18 protein-coding genes are annotated in these 17,863 nt (G+C 70.4%); 14 read left to right on the top strand and 4 right to left on the bottom strand.

Translation table 11 applies throughout. The features are described from left to right. The first annotated feature begins 382 nt into the window (after nucleotides 1-382). From AW271_RS36405 to AW271_RS36415, 3 genes are all read left to right on the top strand, one after another. On the top strand, nucleotides 383-844 hold the full coding sequence (locus AW271_RS36405; RefSeq protein WP_034382613.1) for an SAV_6107 family HEPN domain-containing protein: 462 nt from the start codon (nucleotides 383-385) through the stop codon (nucleotides 842-844). Between the two features lie 341 nt (nucleotides 845-1,185). Next, on the top strand, nucleotides 1,186-1,581 hold the full coding sequence (locus AW271_RS36410) for a winged helix-turn-helix transcriptional regulator (protein ID WP_062342623.1): 396 nt from the start codon (nucleotides 1,186-1,188) through the stop codon (nucleotides 1,579-1,581). Nucleotides 1,582-1,722: 141 nt separating this feature from the next. Beyond that, nucleotides 1,723-2,286 (top strand): NADPH-dependent FMN reductase, encoded by a 564-nt coding sequence (locus AW271_RS36415; protein ID WP_062342625.1) that lies wholly within the window; start codon nucleotides 1,723-1,725, stop codon nucleotides 2,284-2,286. Here the strand turns inward: AW271_RS36415 and AW271_RS40410 are convergent. From AW271_RS40410 to bldD, 4 genes are all read right to left on the bottom strand, one after another. Beyond that, complete coding sequence (locus tag AW271_RS40410; RefSeq protein ID WP_062342627.1) at nucleotides 2,283-3,158, bottom strand: universal stress protein; 876 nt, start codon at nucleotides 3,156-3,158, stop codon at nucleotides 2,283-2,285. The genes AW271_RS36415 and AW271_RS40410 overlap by 4 nt on opposite strands. 6 nt (nucleotides 3,159-3,164) lie before the next feature. Beyond that, nucleotides 3,165-4,388, bottom strand: a complete 1,224-nt coding sequence (locus tag AW271_RS36425) for an arginine deiminase (protein ID WP_062342629.1) — start codon at nucleotides 4,386-4,388, stop codon at nucleotides 3,165-3,167. Nucleotides 4,389-4,425: 37 nt separating this feature from the next. Next, nucleotides 4,426-4,644, bottom strand: coding sequence for a DUF3040 domain-containing protein (locus tag AW271_RS43240; protein ID WP_157555000.1), 219 nt, complete (start codon nucleotides 4,642-4,644; stop codon nucleotides 4,426-4,428). Between the two features lie 103 nt (nucleotides 4,645-4,747). Next, on the bottom strand, nucleotides 4,748-5,242 hold the full coding sequence (gene bldD / locus AW271_RS36435) for a transcriptional regulator BldD (RefSeq protein ID WP_030450384.1): 495 nt from the start codon (nucleotides 5,240-5,242) through the stop codon (nucleotides 4,748-4,750). A gap of 390 nt (nucleotides 5,243-5,632) precedes the next feature. Here bldD and pyrR point away from each other — a divergent pair, with 390 nt between their 5' ends. From pyrR to rpoZ, 11 genes are all read left to right on the top strand, one after another. After that, entirely contained in the window at nucleotides 5,633-6,205 is a 573-nt protein-coding gene (gene pyrR / locus AW271_RS36440) for a bifunctional pyr operon transcriptional regulator/uracil phosphoribosyltransferase PyrR (protein WP_083977766.1), read from the top strand. Next, nucleotides 6,202-7,116: an aspartate carbamoyltransferase catalytic subunit gene (locus AW271_RS36445; protein ID WP_062342635.1), complete on the top strand. Its 915-nt coding sequence runs from the start codon at nucleotides 6,202-6,204 to the stop codon at nucleotides 7,114-7,116. Before pyrR ends, AW271_RS36445 begins: the two co-directional genes overlap by 4 nt. Further along, complete coding sequence (locus AW271_RS36450) at nucleotides 7,113-8,402, top strand: dihydroorotase (protein WP_062342636.1); 1,290 nt, start codon at nucleotides 7,113-7,115, stop codon at nucleotides 8,400-8,402. Before AW271_RS36445 ends, AW271_RS36450 begins: the two co-directional genes overlap by 4 nt. 62 nt (nucleotides 8,403-8,464) lie before the next feature. Then, the gene (gene carA, locus AW271_RS36455) at nucleotides 8,465-9,568 is read left to right on the top strand and encodes a glutamine-hydrolyzing carbamoyl-phosphate synthase small subunit (RefSeq protein WP_439649024.1); all 1,104 of its coding nucleotides are present in this window, start codon (nucleotides 8,465-8,467) and stop codon (nucleotides 9,566-9,568) included. Further along, nucleotides 9,561-12,839: a carbamoyl-phosphate synthase large subunit gene (gene carB, locus AW271_RS36460; RefSeq protein WP_062342640.1), complete on the top strand. Its 3,279-nt coding sequence runs from the start codon at nucleotides 9,561-9,563 to the stop codon at nucleotides 12,837-12,839. The genes carA and carB overlap by 8 nt, the downstream gene beginning before the upstream one ends. Nucleotides 12,840-12,895: 56 nt before the next feature. After that, nucleotides 12,896-13,714, top strand: a complete 819-nt coding sequence (locus AW271_RS36465) for a dihydroorotate dehydrogenase electron transfer subunit (protein WP_062342746.1) — start codon at nucleotides 12,896-12,898, stop codon at nucleotides 13,712-13,714. Beyond that, nucleotides 13,704-14,663 carry a dihydroorotate dehydrogenase gene (locus AW271_RS36470; protein WP_245653376.1) on the top strand — a complete coding sequence of 320 codons (960 nt, stop codon included), beginning with the start codon at nucleotides 13,704-13,706 and terminating at the stop codon, nucleotides 14,661-14,663. The genes AW271_RS36465 and AW271_RS36470 overlap by 11 nt, the downstream gene beginning before the upstream one ends. Continuing rightward, nucleotides 14,660-15,364 carry an orotidine-5'-phosphate decarboxylase gene (pyrF, locus tag AW271_RS36475; protein ID WP_062342643.1) on the top strand — a complete coding sequence of 235 codons (705 nt, stop codon included), beginning with the start codon at nucleotides 14,660-14,662 and terminating at the stop codon, nucleotides 15,362-15,364. The genes AW271_RS36470 and pyrF overlap by 4 nt, the downstream gene beginning before the upstream one ends. 161 nt (nucleotides 15,365-15,525) lie before the next feature. Continuing rightward, entirely contained in the window at nucleotides 15,526-15,849 is a 324-nt protein-coding gene (mihF, locus tag AW271_RS36480; protein ID WP_030450375.1) for an integration host factor, actinobacterial type, read from the top strand. 148 nt (nucleotides 15,850-15,997) lie between these two features. Continuing rightward, nucleotides 15,998-16,561 carry a guanylate kinase gene (gene gmk, locus AW271_RS36485; protein ID WP_062342645.1) on the top strand — a complete coding sequence of 188 codons (564 nt, stop codon included), beginning with the start codon at nucleotides 15,998-16,000 and terminating at the stop codon, nucleotides 16,559-16,561. A 12-nt stretch (nucleotides 16,562-16,573) separates the two neighbouring features. Continuing rightward, nucleotides 16,574-16,843 carry a DNA-directed RNA polymerase subunit omega gene (rpoZ, locus tag AW271_RS36490; RefSeq protein ID WP_062342647.1) on the top strand — a complete coding sequence of 90 codons (270 nt, stop codon included), beginning with the start codon at nucleotides 16,574-16,576 and terminating at the stop codon, nucleotides 16,841-16,843. The last annotated feature ends 1,020 nt before the right edge of the window (nucleotides 16,844-17,863 follow it).

Here is a 17,863-nt window from a genome sequence, read left to right on the forward strand (position 1 = left end):
GGTGAGGCCTGCGGGTGTCAGGCCATTTGGGGCCGAGAAGACGCGTTCGAGGGTTGCGGCTTCCGGCTGGTTGGTCTGGGGTGCCTTTCCATGACCTGATGTCGAACGGGCATTCGAACTTCCTTGACTTTGATGTTGGTCGAAACTATGTTCGAGGAAGGTGGGAGCGGGACTCGCGGCTCGCTCTCACCGCGTGGGTCCGGGCGCCGGCCATCGGCGGAAGGGCGGGTGTCGCGGCCCCACAGCTTCTGGCCGGACGGGGAGAGGGGAAGCTCCTCGTCCGGCCACCCGATCCGGCGGAAATGTCGGTGGGGTCTGCGACTGTTGACCCTGACCGGCGACGAGACCGCCGGTGGCCACTCGTTTAGGAGGCCGAACCACCATGACCGGACCGCAGCAGAACGGCCACGGGGCCGCCCCGACCGGGCCCGCCAGCGGGCCCAAGGTGTCGCGGACCGTCCTCGCGCATCTCACCGACGCACGCGCCTGCCTCGCCGACGCGGCACAGGCGGGCAACCCGGCCGACCGCTACATCCACGCCCACCTCGCCGCCCTCCGTTCGGCCGCGGCCATCCTCGCCGCCCGTCCCCAGCCCATCGACGGCCGTCGCCGCCGTCTGCGCAGCGCGTGGGAGCTCCTTCCCGAAGTCCAGCCCGAACTGTCCCAGTGGGCCGCCTACTTCGCCGTCAGCGCCAAGAAGCGCGCCGCGGCCGAGGCCGGGCTGGTCCACCTGGTGAGCGTCCACGACGCGGAAGAGCTCATCGCCGAGGCGACGGCGTTCGTGACCATCATCGAGTCCACCCTCGGCGTGACCACCCAGGAGACCTTGCCCATGGCGGGGTAGCGGAGGCGCCCGGATGCGTTTCCCCGCCGCATCCGGGCGCGGGCCCGTCCGCCCGGGCCGCCGTGATCCCGAACGAAAGGGCCGATATGCAGTGACTCGGCGGCCCTGTGTCATCCGGGCTTTGCTGTGATCCCGGAAGGGTCGTTGAGTGGTGACTCGGCGGCCGCGTGTCTTCCGTGCTCTGCTGTGATCCCGGAAGGGTCGTTGAGTGGTGACTCGGCGGCCGCGTGTCTTCCGTGCTCTGCCTGGCCGGTTACTCTTTGGGGCCCGACGTATGGGTGAGTAACCGAGCGACCGCGGGGGTGCCGCACATGTCCCATGAGGCCGAAGCCGATCGTGTCATGCGTTCCATGGGGCGGTTGTGCCTCGAGCACGATCCCGACGTCTTCCGTTCCGTGCTCGACCGGATCGGCGACAAGTGGAGCCTCATCCTGATCGGGCTGCTCGACACCGGGTCCATGCGGTTCACCGAACTGCTCCACACCACCCCGGGCATCTCCCGCCGCATGCTGACCCTGACGCTGCGCAACCTCGAACGCGACGGCATCGTCAAGCGCACCATCTACCCGGAGATACCGCCCCGCGTCGAATACGAGGTCACCCCCTTCGGGCACACCCTCACCGCCCCGGTCATCGGCCTCGCCCAGTGGGCCGCCGACAACCAGAACACCATCGTCGCCAACCGCCGCGCGTTCGACGCGGCCGCCGGCGACGCCGAGGACGATGAGGCCGGGTGACGAGGGCGGGTGACGAGGGCGGTCCACTCGGTGTGACTGGGTTCAGTTGAAGTTACCGGTTACCGGCGTGTACTCAGTACTTATCAGTTACTGAGCAGGTGGCGAGCTTGATCGCCGCCTTCGGCGAGAGGATCTCTCCCCATGACGCGCATCGGCATCATCCTCGGCAGCACCCGGCCCGGACGCAACGGCGAGCAGGTCGCCCGGTGGGTCTACGACCACGCCTCCCAGCGCACCGACGCCACCTTCGAGATCATCGACCTCCTCGACTACCCGCTGCCGCACTTCGACGAGCCCCTCTCGCCGCTGATGGGGCAGTACGCCAACGACCACACCAAGGCGTGGGCGGCCAAGATCGCCTCCTACGACGGCTACGTCATGGTGACGCCCGAGTACAACCACTCGACCTCGGGCGTGCTGAAGAACGCCATCGACTACCTGTTCGCCGAGTGGAACAACAAGGCGTTCGGCGTCGTCTCCTACGGCGGCGTGGGCGGGGCGCGGGCGGCCGAGCACCTGCGGCTGATCGGCGGGGAGCTGAAGCTCGCCGACGTGCGCACCAACGTGGCCTTGTCGCTGTTCACCGACTTCGTCGACTTCAGCAAGCTGAACGCCAGCGACTACCAGGTGGCGACGCTCACCACCATGCTCGACGAGATCGTCGCCTGGAGCGGGGCGCTGGCGCACCTGCGGCAGGCGGGCTAGCGGGTCGCCGCGCGGGGGAGGACCACCACCGGGCAGGGGGCGGCCCGGATGATCTTCAGCGACATGTCGCCGACGAACACGCGGCGCAGGGGGCCGGCCGAGCTCGACCCGCAGACCAGCAGCTCGCCCGGCGTCCAGCCGGTCCGCGCCAGCGCCTCGGGGGCGTCCGGGGCGGCCAGCACCTCGGTGGTGACCCCCCGGGGGAGGGAGGCGGTGCGGCGGGGGCTGCGGACCGCCGCGCGCAGCGCGTGTTCGTAGCGGGCGCGGACCTGCTCCAAGACGTCTTCGGGCACCTGGGGGGCGGTCGGCAGCACGGTGATCAGGCGGAGGGGGAGTTGCAGCGTCCCGGCCGCCCTGATCGCCAGCAGCAGGGCGTCCTCGCAGGCGTGGGACTTGTCGTAGCCGAACGTGATGCGGTCCAGGGCGGCCGGGGGATCGGCCGCGTAGCCCTCCGGGGCGATGCACACCGGGGTGTGGCTGCTGTGCAGGAGCTGGTCGGCGGTGCTGCCGACGGCGATCCGGCCGGCGGGGCCGTGGGGGGCCGAGCCGATGACGATCAGGTCGCAGGTCTCCTGCGCCGACAGCCGGTTCAGGCCCAGGCCCGCGCTGCGGTGCACGGTGGAGACGGCCTCGGCCTCGTCCAGGCGGGCCTCCCGCGCGGCCTTCTCGGCCAGGCTCAGCGCCGCCGACTCCCGTGAGCGCAGGTAGTCCTGCCACTCGGCGTCGGCCTTTCCGGGGCCGGGCGTCTCCCACGCCGCCGGGCGCACGATCGCCACCCTCACGTGGCCGTTCAGGGTCCGCGCGAAGACGCCCGCCAGCGCCAGGGCGTCGTGGCCCCCGGAGTCGGGGACGAAGCCGGTGACGATGTTCACGCCCGCTCAGATCCCGTCGCGCAGCAGCGGGCAGCTCATGCAGCGCGGGCCGCCCCGCCCCCGCCCCAGTTCGCTGCCCCTGATCGTGATGACCTCGATCCCGCTGGCGCGCAGGAAGTTGTTCGTGGTCGTGTTGCGCTCGTAGCCGATGACGACGCCGGGTTCGACGGCCAGCACGTTGCAGCCGTCGTCCCACTGCTCGCGCTCGGCGGCGTGCACGTCCTGGGTCGGGGTCAGCACCCGGATGTCGTCGAGACCCATGGCGCGGGCCATGGCGCGGTGCATGTCCTCGGGCGGGTGGTCGGTGACCTTCAGCTCCTTCTCGGTGTCGCCGGGTTCGATCGTGTACGACGGCAGCATGCCCAGCCCCGCGTACTTGGTGAACACCCCGACGTCGACGTTGGTCATCACCGTGTCGAGGTGCATGAACGCGCGGGCCTGCGGCAGCCGCAGCGCCACGATCACCGTGGCCGACCCGGCCGCGAACAGGTTCTTGGCGAGCATCTCGATCGCCTGCGGCTGGGTGCGCTCGCTCATCCCGACCAGCACGGCCCCCCGGCCGATCACCAGGACGTCGCCGCCCTCGATGGTGGCGGGCGCCATCGACGTGCCGGGATACCAGAGCCCGAAGCGCTCGCCGGCGAACGTCGGGTGGAAGCGGTAGACGGCCTCCATGTTGACCGTCTCGCGGCGGCGGGCCCGTTTGCGCATCGTGTTGACCGAGACGCCGTCGTACACCCAGCACGAGGTGTCGCGCGTGTAGAGGTGGTTGGGCAGCGGCGGCAGCACGAAGTCGTCGGGGTCGAGGGAGTGGAAGAACAACGACTTGGGGTCGCACCCGAGGTCGAGGGTCTCCCGTTTGGTCAGCCCGCCGGTGAGGTGGGAGGCGAGGTCGGCGGCCGACAGCGAGTCGAGGGTGTTGCGGATCGCGTCGGCCGCCATCGGGCCGAAGAAGCGCTCCTCGACGCTGCCGTCGAGGATGTGCTTGCGGGCCTCGGGGATCTCGGCGGTCTCGCGCAGCAGGTCGTGCAGCAGGGTGACCCGCACGCCGCGGTCGCGCAGGACCCGCTGGAACTCCTCGTGCTCCTCGACGGCCCGTGCGACCCACAGCACGTCGTCGAAGAGCAGATCGGCCATGTTGGTGGGGGTGAGCCGCTTCAGCGCCAGGTCGGGGGCGTGCAGCAGCACGTTGTGGAGGCGCCCGACCTCGGAGGCGACGGTGAACGTCATGCTCGGCGACCTGCCCGTCACCGAATTTGGTCAAACGCTAATTGATTGCCATAAAGGGCATCAAAAATGCGGTAATCAGCACGATTCCGGCCACGGCCATGGCGGGACGGCCGGTCATGAAGGCGGGGAGGATGGGCACCTCCCGGTCGGCGGGGTCGCCGTGGTCGGCGAGGTCCTGGGCGAGCTGGGGGTCGCTCCGGCGGAACTGCCGCGCGATCTCGTCGAGAGCGCGCCGCTCGGCCCGGGACAGCCTCATGTGATCTTCCTCCACTTGGGGAAACCGTGAAGGAAGTTTTAGCGTTATTTGTCCGAAATGACCAGCGCGATCACCCCGGCTCGCGGAAGGGGTGATCGCGGGATCAGAACGACTCGACGGCGCGGCGGGCCTCGGCGTCGAGGACGCCCCAGGCGATGAACTCCTCGGTCAGCTCGGCCGGGGACCGGTCGTATATGACGGCCAGGGAGCGCAGGTCCTCCTGGCGGATGCTCAGCACCTTGCCGTTGTAGTCACCGCGCTGCGACTGGATGGTCTGCGCGTAGCGGGCAAGCGGACCGGCCTTGTCCTTCGGCAACTGGCCAAGGCGCTCAAGGTCGATCACGAGCTTCGGCGTGGGCAGCAGCGGGGAGGGCGCGGTGCCCCCGGGAAGCAGCTCGGACACCGGCACCCCGTAGAAATCGGCCAGTTCGGCGAGCTTCTGCACGGTCACCGCACGGTCGCCACGCTCGTAGGAGCCCACCACGACGGCCTTCCAGCGGCCGCGGGACTTCTCCTCCACCCCGTGCAGCGACAAGCCCTGCTGTGTTCGGATCGCGCGCAGCCGCGCGCCAAGCGACTTGGCGTAGTCAGACGGCATCGTTTGGGCCCCCGGCTTTCTATGTCTGTTCTTACTTGATTGTGTGCCCACGTCCCGTATGCCCGGTTCACCGGGTGCGGCACCTGGGGGCAGGTACCAACGGTGACCGTTGCGTCGGGTTTTACCCAGGAAGGTCGAGAGTTGTGGTTACGGACAGTGACGGTAAAGCCGTCACAGTCAAAGGTCAAGTCGATTGGGAAAAGATGGCGAAACCGTGCTCTCGGCGAGAACCGAGCATCCTTCGGATTTCGGGCGCTCCGCGCCGGTCGGCCTCCTACCTGCCATGGGACCCGTCCCCGCTGGCAGCGGCAGGGGGCCTGGTAGGGTTTCGGTGGCCAGACACCCTTTTAAGACCCGTCCCGTGAGGCGGGAAAGGCGGTGAACTTTCCGATGACGCATGCCCAAAATCAGGTAGCCAGGGCCGTGCTCGAAGGGCCGGACATCCACCGGGCCCTCACCCGGATCGCCCATGAGATCCTCGAACGGACCCGCGGCGCCTCCGACGTCGTCCTTCTCGGCATCCCCACCCGCGGCGCCACCCTCGCCCATCGCCTGGCCGAGCGCGTGGCCCAGTTCGAGGGCGTGAAGGTTCCGGTCGGCTCGATCGACATCACCATGTACCGCGACGACCTCCGGCTCGGCCCGGCCCGTCCCCTCGGCAAGACCGACGTCCCGGCCGGGGGCGTCGACGGCAAGACCGTGGTCCTGGTCGACGACGTGCTCTTCTCCGGCCGTACGGTCAGGGCCGCGCTCGACGCGCTCAACGACCTCGGCCGGCCGAAGGCGGTCCAGCTCGCCACCCTGGTCGACCGCGGCCACCGCGAGCTGCCCATCAGGGCCGACTACGTCGGCAAGAACCTGCCGACCGCCAAGAGCGAGAAGGTCAAGGTCCTGCTCTCCGAGATCGACGGCCGCGACGCCGTCGAGCTGCTCAGGAACGAGAACGAGGGGGCCGGCAAGTGAAGCACCTGATCTCCGCCGGAGACCTCTCCCGCGACGAGGCCCTGCTCATCCTCGACACCGCCGAGGAACTGGCCCGCGTCTCCGAGCGCTCCATCAAGAAGCTGCCGACCCTGCGCGGCCGGACCGTGGTCAACCTGTTCTTCGAGGACAGCACCCGCACCCGGATCTCCTTCGAGGCCGCCGCCAAGCGCCTGTCGGCCGATGTGATCAACTTCTCGGCGAAGGGGTCGAGCGTCTCCAAGGGCGAGTCGCTCAAGGACACCGCGCTGACCCTGGAGGCCATGGGCGCCGACGCCGTGGTCATCCGCCACGGCGCCTCCGGCGCCCCCCACCGGCTCGCCAACTGGGTGCGCGGCAGCGTGCTGAACGCCGGCGACGGCACCCACGAGCACCCCACCCAGGCGCTCCTCGACGCCTTCTCGATGCGGCAGCGCCTGGGCCGCCTCGACGGCCTCAAGGTCGCCATCGTGGGCGACATCCTGCACAGCAGGGTGGCCCGGTCGAACGTGCTGCTGCTGTCGACCCTGGGCGCCGAGGTGACCCTGGTCGCCCCGCCGACGCTGCTGCCGGTCTCGGTGGAGCGCTGGCCCTGCCAGGTGTCCTACGACCTTGACGCCGTCCTGCCCAAGGCCGACGTCGTGATGATGCTGCGCGTGCAGCTCGAACGCATGAACGCGGCCTACTTCCCCAGCGCGCGCGAGTACAGCCGCCGCTACGGCCTCGACCGCGACCGCTTCGCCAAGCTCCACGACGACGCGATCGTGATGCACCCCGGGCCGATGAACCGCGGCATGGAGATCTCCGCCGAGGTGGCCGACTCCCCCCGGTCGACCATCGTCGAGCAGGTCGGCAACGGGGTGACCGTGCGGATGGCCGCGCTCTACCTGCTCATCGGAGGCGAGAACCAGTGATCGTGATCAGGAACGCCCGCATCCTGGGCGGCGAGCCCCGCGACATCCTCATCGCGAACGGGCTGATCTCCGAGATCGGCGCCGGGCTCGGCGGCGACACCGTCATCGAGGCCGACGGGCTCATCGCCCTGCCGGGCCTCGTCGACCTGCACACCCACCTGCGCGAGCCGGGCCGTGAAGACGCCGAGACCGTCGAGACCGGCACCCGCGCCGCCGCCATGGGCGGCTTCACCGCCGTCCACGCGATGGCCAACACCTCGCCCGTGGCCGACACGGCCGGCGTGGTCGAGCAGGTCTGGCGGCGCGGCCAGGAGGCCGGCCACTGCGACGTCCACCCCGTCGGGGCCGTGACGAGCGGCCTGGAGGGCAAGCACCTGGCCGAGCTCGGCGCGATGGCCGACTCCCAGGCCCGCGTGCGGGTGTTCTCCGACGACGGCAAGTGCGTCAGCGACGCCGTGCTGATGCGGCGGGCGCTCGAATACGTGAAGGCGTTCGACGGCGTCGTGGCCCAGCACGCCCAGGAGCCGCGCCTGACCGAGGGCGCGCAGCTCAACGAGGGCGAGGTCTCGGGGCGGCTCGGGCTCACCGGATGGCCGGCGGTCGCCGAGGAGGCGATCATCGCGCGCGACTGCCTGCTGGCCGCCCACGTCGGCTCGCGGCTGCACGTCTGCCACGTGTCGACCGCGGGTTCGGTCGAGATCATCCGGTGGGCCAAGTCCAAGGGCTGGAACGTGACCGCCGAGGTCACCCCCCACCACCTGCTGCTGACCGACTCCTGCGCCGAGGCGTCGCCGGTCGGGCCGTACAACCCGATCTACAAGGTCAACCCGCCGCTGCGCACCCAGGAGGACGTGACCGCCCTGCGCGAGGCCCTCGCCGACGGCACGATCGACTGCGTCGCGACCGACCACGCGCCCCACCCGGTCGAGGACAAGGAGACCGAGTGGGCCGCGGCGGCCATGGGCATGATCGGCCTGGAGACGGCGCTCAGCGTCGTCCAGGAGGCGATGGTCGAGACCGGCCTGCTCGACTGGGCCGGCGTCGCCGACCGCATGTCGGTCCGCCCGGCCCGCATCGGCCGCCTCGCGGGGCAGGGCCTGCCGCTGGAGCCGGGCTCGCCCGCCAACATCACCCTGTACGACCCGGCCGTCCGCACCCCGGTCGACCCGACGGCGATGGTGTCCCGCAGCCGCAACACGCCCTATGAGGGCCTCACCCTGCCGGGCCGCGTCGTCGCGACCCTCCTGCGGGGCCGCCCCACTGTTCTGGATGGGAAGCTCGTATGACCGGGAATTTTCCGCAGCGAAGCGAGGACAAAATTGCCGGTCCCGCGAACGGAGTGAGCCAATTGGACAGGGCTCTGCTCGTTCTGGAAGACGGCCGCGTCTTCGAGGGTCAGCCCTACGGCGCCGTCGGGGAGACGTTCGGGGAGATGGTCTTCAACACCGGCATGACCGGTTACCAGGAGACCCTCACCGACCCCTCCTACCACCGCCAGATCGTCGCGATGACCGCGCCGCACATCGGCAACACCGGCGTCAACGACGAAGACCCCGAGTCGGGCCGCGTCTGGGTTGCCGGGTACGTCGTCCGCGAGCCCGCCCGCGTCCACTCCAACTGGCGCGCCAACCGGTCGCTCGACGACTACCTGCGCGAGCAGGGCGTGGTCGGGATCGCCATGCGCGGCACCCGGGCCCTCACCCGCCACCTGCGCGAGCGGGGCGCGATGCGGGCCGGCATCTTCTCGGGCGACGCGCTGCCCGTACCCGACCTGGTCGAACGAGTGCGGCAGAGCCCCGAGATGACCGGAGCCGACCTCGCGGCCGAGGTCGCGACGACCGAGCCCTATGTGGTGCCGGCGATCGGCGGGAAGCGGTTCACCGTCGCGGCCGTCGACCTCGGCATCAAGGGCATGACGCCCCACCGCATGGCCGAGCGCGGCTGCGAGGTGCACGTGCTCCCGGCGACGGTGACGGCCGGGGAGATCCTCGCTCTCAACCCCGACGGGGTGTTCTTCTCCAACGGGCCCGGCGACCCCGGGGCCGCCGACCACGCCGTCGCGACGCTCCGGGGCGTGCTCGACGCCGGGAAGCCGTTCTTCGGCATCTGCTTCGGCAACCAGATCCTCGGCCGCGCGCTCGGGCTCGGGACCTACAAGCTGCGCTACGGCCACCGGGGCGTCAACCAGCCCGTCCAGGACCGGCGGACCGGCAAGGTCGAGATCAGCGCCCACAACCACGGCTTCGCCGTCGACGCCCCCCTCGACGGCCCCTTCGACACCCCCTACGGGCGGGCCGAAGTGAGCCACGTCAACCTGAACGACGACTGCGTCGAGGGCCTGCGGCTGCTCGACCGGCCGGTGTTCAGCGTGCAATACCACCCCGAGGCGGCCGCCGGACCCCACGACGCGGCCTACCTGTTCGACGAGTTCTGTGAGGTCATGGGTGCCTAAGCGGACGGATATCCAGTCGATCATGGTGATCGGCTCCGGGCCGATCGTGATCGGGCAGGCCTGCGAGTTCGACTACTCGGGCACCCAGGCCTGCCGCGTGCTGCGCGCCGAGGGCTTCCGGGTGATCCTGGTCAACTCCAACCCGGCCACGATCATGACCGATCCGGAGTTCGCCGACGCCACGTACGTCGAGCCGATCACTCCCGACATCATCGAGAAGATCATCGCCAAGGAGCGCCCCGACGCGCTGCTGCCCACCCTGGGCGGCCAGACCGCGCTCAACGCGGCCGTCGCCCTCCATGAGAGCGGCGTCCTGAGCCGCTACGACGTCGAGCTCATCGGCGCCAACTTCGACGCCATCCAGGCCGGCGAGAACCGCGAGAAGTTCAAGACGATCGTCGCCAAGGTCGCCGAGGAACACGGCCTCAACGCCGAGTCGGCCCGCAGCGTCATCTGCCACACCATGGACGAGTGCCTGGCGGGCGCCGAACTGCTCGGCTACCCCGTGGTGGTCCGGCCGTCGTTCACCATGGGCGGCGCGGGTTCCGGCTTCGCCCATGACGAAGCCGATCTCAAAAGGATCGCCGGGGCCGGGCTCGACGCCTCGCCGACCACCGAGGTCCTCCTGGAGGAGTCGATCCTCGGCTGGAAGGAGTTCGAGCTGGAGGTGATGCGCGACCGGGCCGACAACGTCGTCATCGTCTGCTCGATCGAGAACATCGACCCGATGGGCGTGCACACCGGCGACTCGGTCACCGTCGCGCCCGCGATGACGCTGACCGACCGCGAATACCAGAACATGCGCGACGTCGCCATCGCCGTCATCCGCGAGGTCGGCGTCGACACCGGCGGCTGCAACATCCAGTTCGCCGTCGACCCGGCCACCGGCCGCATGATCGTCATCGAGATGAACCCGCGTGTCTCCCGGTCGTCGGCGCTGGCGTCCAAGGCCACCGGCTTCCCGATCGCCAAGATCGCCGCGAAGCTGGCCGTCGGCTACACGCTCGACGAGGTGCCCAACGACATCACCAAGGAGACCCCGGCCTCCTTCGAGCCGTCGCTCGACTACGTGGTCGTCAAGGTCCCGAGGTTCGCCTTCGAGAAGTTCGCCGGGGCCGACCAGACCCTCACGACCCACATGAAGTCGGTCGGCGAGGCGATGGCCATCGGCCGCTCCTTCCCCGAGGCGCTGCAGAAGGCGCTGCGCTCGCTGGAGAAGAAGGGCTCCCAGTTCACCTGGGCCGGCCCGGTCCTCGACAAGGACGCCCTGCTCCAGCAGATGCGGATCCCGCACGACGGCCGCCTGTGGACCATCCAGCAGGCCATCCGCGCCGGGGCCACTCTGGAGGAACTCCACGACGCCACCAAGGTCGACCCCTGGTTCCTCGACCAGCTCTTCCTCATCCACGAGGTGGCGACCGGCATCCACGAGTTCGACGGGCCGACGCTGAAGAGGGCCAAGGAGCACGGCTTCTCCGACGTCCAGATCGGCGAGATCCTCGGGCTGGCGGAGTCCCGGGTGCGTGACCTGCGGCACGCCCTCGGGCTGCGGCCGGTCTACAACACCGTCGACACCTGCGCGGCGGAGTTCGCGGCCAAGACCCCCTACCTCTACTCGACCTACGACGAGGAGACCGAGGTCCCCACGGGCGACCGGCCCAAGGTGATCATCCTCGGCAGCGGGCCGAACCGCATCGGGCAGGGCATCGAGTTCGACTACGCGTGCGTGCACGCCTCGTTCGAGCTGGCCGCGGCCGGGTTCGAGACCGTCATGGTCAACTGCAACCCCGAGACCGTCTCGACCGACTACGACACCTCCGACCGGCTCTACTTCGAGCCGCTCACGCTGGAGGACGTGCTGGAGGTCGTGCACGCCGAGCAGGCCACCGGACCCGTCGCGGGCGTCATCGTGCAGCTCGGCGGCCAGACCCCGCTCGGCCTGGCCCAGGCGCTCAAGGACGCCGGGGTCCCGGTCGTCGGCACCCCGCCCGAGAGCATCCACCTCGCCGAGGAGCGCGGCGCGTTCGGCCGGGTGCTGGCCGAGGCGGGCCTGCCCGCCCCGCGCCACGGCACCGCCCTTTCGGTGGACGAGGCCCGCGCCATCGCCGAGGAGATCGGCTACCCGGTCCTCGTGCGGCCCAGCTACGTCCTGGGCGGCGCCGGCATGGCCATCGTGTACGACGACGACACGCTGACGACGTACATGGGCAAGGCCGCGACCGACCACCCGGTGCTCATCGACAAGTTCCTCGACGACGCCATCGAGATCGACGTCGACGCCCTCTACGACGGCGAGGAGCTCTACCTCGGCGGCGTCATGGAGCACATCGAGGAGGCCGGCATCCACTCCGGCGACTCGGCCTGCGCGCTGCCCCCGATCACCCTCGGGAGCTACGACATCAAGCGCATCCGCACCGCCACCGAGGCCATCGCGCGCGGGGTCGGGGTGCGGGGCCTGCTGAACGTCCAGTACGCCATGGCCGCCAACGTCCTGTACGTCCTGGAGGCCAACCCGAGGGCCAGCCGGACCATCCCGTTCGTCTCCAAGGCCACGGCGGTGCCGCTGGCCAAGGCGGCGGCCCGGGTGATGATGGGCGCGACCATCGCCGGCCTGCGCGAGGAGGGCATGCTGCCCGCCTCGGGCGACGGCGGCACCCTGCCGATGGACTCGCCGATCGCGGTCAAGGAGGCGGTCCTGCCGTTCGACCGGTTCCGCGGCGTCGACATCGTGCTCGGCCCCGAGATGCGCTCGACCGGCGAGGTCATGGGCGTCGACGCCGGGTTCGGCTCGGCCTACGCCAAGTCGCAGCAGGCGGCCTACGGCGGCCTGCCGACCAAGGGCCGGGCGTTCGTGTCGGTGGCCAACAAGGACAAGCGGGCGATGATCTTCCCCGTCAAGGCGCTGGCCGAACTCGGCTTCGAGATCCTGGCGACGGAGGGTACGGCCGAGGTGCTGCGCCGTAACGGCGTCCATGCCAAGATCGTGCGAAAGCAGAGCGACGGTCCGGGCGCCGACGGCGAGCCGACGATCGTGCGGCGCATCCTCGACGGGGAGGTGGACCTCATCGTGAACACGCCCTTCGGCAGCCCCGGCCAGTCGGGGCCGCGGCTCGACGGCTACGAGATCCGCACCGCCGCCGTGCTGCGCGGAATCGCCTGCATCACGACGGTCCAGGGTCTGGCCGCCGCGGTGCAGGGCATCCAGCACATCGTCCGCGGCGACGTGGGCGTGCGGTCGCTGCAGGAGCACGCTCAGCGCCTCAGGGGCTGACAAGGGAGTACGACGTGGCCGGGAGCCCGGTGCAGGTGACGGGGACGGTGCTGACCATGCGCCGGGTCGACGCCTACCACGCGCTGACCGTCGTCGCGCCGGGCATCGCCGACCGGTTCCGGCCCGGCCACTTCGTCACCGTCGCCGTGGGCGGGCCGCGCACCTCCACCCTCACCCGCCGGGCCTTCGCCGTCCACGACGTGAAGCCCGACTACGGCGGCACCGTCGAGCTGGTCTTCACCGTGCGCGGCGCGGGCACCGCCTGGCTGGCCGACCGGCGGGCCCGGGATCCCCTCGATCTCGTCGGCCCGCTGGGGCGGCCGTTCCCGCTGCCGCGCGACCCGGCCTCCTGCCTGCTGGTCGGCTCCGAATACGGCGCCGCCGGGCTGTTCGCCCTGGCCGACGCGCTCCAGCAGCGCAACTGCCGGGTCGACTTCGTGCTGGGGGCGGCCTCCTCCGACCGCGTCTTCGGGGCCCTGCGCGCCCGCCGCATGGCCGAGACGGCGACCCTCACGACCCGCGACGGCTCCCTGGGTGTACGCGGGTCCGTGGTCGACGTGCTGCCCGGGGTGATCGCCGACACGCACGCCGACGTCGTCTACGCCTGCGGGCCCATGTCCACGCTCGGCGGCGTGACCGCGGTGTGCGCCGAGTTCGGCATCCCCGTGCAGGTCAGCGTCGAGGAGCTGATGGCGTGCGGCATCGGGCTCTGCATGACCTGTACCGTTCCCGTGATCGGCGACGACGGCGTCACCCGCATGACCAGGGCGTGCGTCGACGGGCCGGTCTTCCGGGGCGAGCGGGTGCGCTTCGACGACCTCGGCACGATCCCGTTCGACGCCCACGGGGCGCCGGGAGGCGACCGTGCCCGCTGACATGCGCACCTACCTGGCGCACGTCGAGCTGCCCAACCCGATCCTGACCGCCTCCGGCTGCGCCGGGACCGGCCGCGAGCTGGCCCCCTTCGCCGACGTGACCCGTCTCGGGGCCCTGACGACCCGTACGATCACGATGGCGCCCCGGGCGGGTCGTCCCACCCCCCGCATGGCCGAGACGCCCTCAGGGCTTCTCAACGCCGTCGGGCTCCAGGGGCCGGGGGTCGACGCCTTCCTGGCCCGTGAGCTGCCCTGGCTGGCCGAGCGCGGCGCCCGGACCGTGGTGTCGATCGGCGGCGGCAGCGTCGCCGAGTTCTCCGCGCTGGCCCGCAAGCTCACCGACGCCCCCGGCGTGACCGCGCTGGAGGTCAACCTGTCGTGCCCCAACGTCGAGGACCGGGGCCGGGTCTTCGCCCGCGACCCCTCGGCCGCCGGCGAGGTGGTCGCGGCGGTCCGCACGGCCGCCCGCTACGACCTGCCCGTGATCGCCAAGCTCCAGCCCGACGTGGCCGACGTGGTGGCCATCGCCAAGGCGTGCGTCGACGGCGGCGCCGAGGCCCTCTCGATGATCAACAACCCGGTCGGCATGGCCATCGACGTCGACCGCATGCGCCCGGCCCTGGCCGCCGGCACCGGCGGCCTGTCGGGCCCCGCGATCCGGCCGCTGGCCGTCAAGTGCGTCTGGCAGGTGCACGCCGCCCTGCCCGGCACCCCCGTCATCGGCATGGGCGGCGTCACGAGCGGCCGCGACGCCCTTGAGCTGGTCCTGGCCGGAGCGTGCGCGGTCGCGGTGGGTACGGTCCTGTTCCACGACCCGTACGCCGGTCACCGCGTGCTCAGAGAGCTGGAGGAACTCCTCCAGGAGCGCGGCTTCGACCGGCTCGCCGACGCGGTGGGGCTGGCCCACCGCCCGTCCCACCGCACCGACCGTGAGGAGAGTTCCCCGTGACGCCCGCACCCATCGCCGTCGCCCTGGACGCGCCCGACTTGGAGACCGCGGCCCGCTGGGCGAGCCTGGTGACCCCCCACGTCTCGACCGTCAAGGTCGGCCTGGAGCTCTACCTCCGCTACGGGCCCGACGTGATCGCCTCCGTCCGGGGCGCCAGCGGCGTGCAGGTCTTCCTCGACCTCAAGCTCCACGACATCCCGAACACCGTCGCCGGCGCGACCAAGGCCGTCGCCCGGCTCAAGCCCGCCTTCCTGACCGTCCACGCGGGCGGCGGGGCCGACATGATCCACGCCGCCGTCGACGCGGCCCCTCAGACGCGCATCGCGGCCGTCACGGTGCTCACCTCGTTGTCGGAGCCCGACCTGGCCGTCATCGGCCTCCAGGGGCCGCCTCAGGACGCCGTACGCCGTCTCGCCGCCCTCGCGGTGGGCGCGGGGGCCCAGGCGCTCGTGTGCTCGCCCATGGAGGTCGCGGCCGTCCGGGCCGAGGTGGGGGAGGGCATCACGCTCATCACGCCCGGGGTGCGCCCGGCGGGCGCCGCGTCCCAGGACCAGGCCCGCGTCGCGACCCCCGAGAGAGCGCTTGCCGACGGCGCCGACCTCCTCGTGATCGGGCGTCCGATCACCGGTTCGGCCGACCCCGGAGCGAGCGCCGCGGCCATCGCCGCGGCACTGAGGCGCACATCACTGTCCCGCCCCTGATGAGGCCGTTTTCGTCGACGGACAGTTAAATTACGATTACTGGGCGTAGTTTATTTGGATTTCTTTGCTAGAAACAGGTCTTGACGTTGCCGGATGGGGCAAGGACCAGCTAATTTCCCCTCTCGTCCGAGTACATCGACAGAAATTCGAGGTGACCCGGCGTGGCTCTTCCTCCCCTGACCCCCGAGCAGCGCGCCGCAGCACTTGAGAAGGCTGCGAAGGCCCGCAAGGAGCGTGCTGAGGTCAAGAACCGCCTCAAGCATGGCGCGGTGTCTCTTGCCGAGGTGCTCAAGGATGGGCAGACCGACGACGTCATCGGCAAGATGAAGGTCTCGGCTCTGCTTGAGTCGCTCCCTGGCGTGGGCAAGGTGCGCGCCAAGCAGCTGATGGAACGTCTTGGTATCGCCGAATCCCGCCGCGTGCGCGGACTTGGCGCCAACCAGCGCGCTTCTCTGGAGCGCGAATTCGGTGGCGCGGAAAGCTGAGGCGTACGCTTTCGGCCATCCCCCGGGATGGCCGGGGATCGCGTGACACCAGAGGGGCATTGAGTTGACCACGACGTCCTGGTCCGACGGCGGCACGGCTCACGAGGCCGAGGAAACCGGAGGGGACGGGGCGCGATACGGTGGCTCCATGCCTCTGACACGCCTGACGGTCCTGTCCGGGCCGTCCGGCGTCGGCAAGTCCACGGTCGTCGCCGAGCTCCGGCGGGCACACCCAGAGGTGTGGCTGTCGGTCTCGGTGACCACCCGGAAACCCCGCCCCGGGGAGATCCACGGGGTCGAATACTTCTTCGCCGACGACGCCGAGTTCGACCGGCTCATCGCCGACGGAGACCTGCTGGAGTGGGCCGAGTTCGCCGGCAACCGCTACGGCACCCCGCGCGTCGCCGTCGAGGAGCGCCTCGTCAAGGGTGAGCCCACCCTGCTCGAGATCGACCTCCAAGGCGCGCGCCAGGTCAGGGCCAGCATGCCCGAGGCCCTGCTCGTCTTCCTCGCCCCGCCGACGTGGGAAGAGCTCGAACGCCGCCTGCGCGGACGCGGCACCGAACCACCCGACGTGATCGCCCGCCGGCTCGACGCCGGGCGCATCGAGATGGCGGCCGAGAAAGAATTCGACCTCACCCTTGTCAACACGTCGGTGCAAGAGGTATGTCGGCGGCTGATAGATTTGATGGCCGACGATCCGACTAGCTAGGGGACCCCTACTGTGACCACCAGCTCCACCTACGCCGAGGGCATCACCAACCCGTCGATCGACTCGCTGCTCGACGTGGTCGACAGCAAGTACAGCCTGGTCATCATGGGCGCCAAGCGTGCGCGTCAGATCAACGCCTACTACTCCCAGCTCGGCGAGGGCCTGCTCGAGTACGTCGGGCCGCTGGTCGAGACCCACGCCCAGGAGAAGCCGCTGTCGATCGCGCTCCGCGAGGTGTCCGAGGGTCTGCTGACCTCGGAGCCCATCGAAGGTGCTGTGTAATCTGCCCGCGCGAGTTTGAACGCGTGTGCTCCGCACACGCGGCTCGGGCGCTTTCAGTCCGGGTCTTCCCTCGTCGCTCCGGTTCGCTTCGCTCTCCTGCGCTCCTCAGTCCAGACCCGGACGCGCCCGAGCGGGTGCCATATGAGCGGCGCTTGAATGATTGCCGTGTCGGTTTGTTGTGTGGCCTGGAGGATGAGTCCTCCGGGCCTTTTTGCTGTTCCGGGGCGGTTTGTGGCGGCCTGATGTGAGTGGTTCTTGGCGGCGGGACCGGCTGTCGAGGGCGTGATCGAGGATGCCCGCCTGGGGCTGCCGGTCAGGATGTGGTGTGGTTCGATGCCCGGCCCGGCACCTCTCAGTTGTTCTGGTTGTAGACGTTGGCGCAGGTGGGGGCAGTCGTAACGGCCGACGGGCCGTGAGCTGTGGCGGTTCGTGTTGACCTCATCGGTTTGAGACGATCGGCCGGCGAGTCCAAGTGGTCGGTGTTGCGGTGTGGTCTGCCTTGGCCTGAGGCGGCGGTTGGGCGGGTTCGCTTCATTGGCGTTGGGGTGTCGGCTGTAATGCGCCTGAGACGACGGCCGGACACGTTCCATTTGGTCGCGTTGGTGGTGTGGGCCGTGAGCTGGCGTCTGGCGGGCTCGTGGGTTGGCGTCGCGGGGTGACAGTCGTGCGCTTGGGGCGAGGTCGAGCGGGTCCGTCCATGGGGTTGGCGGGTGGTGGTATGCCCGCTATATCGGGTGGTGCCCGATGGCTGGATGGGCTTGTTTCGCCAGCTCAGAGGCGTCCTTCGCGATTTGTCGTGGCTGTGACGTTTCACGGGGCCTGACGGGCGGGGGTTCGCCGCAGTGGTCGGCGTGGCGGGGGCTGCGATCTTGAGCGTTCGGCTGTGCGGCGGTTGTGTCCCGCCTGTGGTGCGCGGCCTGACGGGTGCTCGGTGTTTCCTGCCCGTTGCGGCGGGGGCCGAAAGCGGGGTGGGTTGGCGCCTTGGGCGGCGGGGAGTCTCGGCGGTGGGGGGTGTGGGGT

The organism is Herbidospora sakaeratensis, assembly GCF_001570525.1.
GTDB classification, from domain to species: domain Bacteria; phylum Actinomycetota; class Actinomycetes; order Streptosporangiales; family Streptosporangiaceae; genus Herbidospora; species Herbidospora sakaeratensis.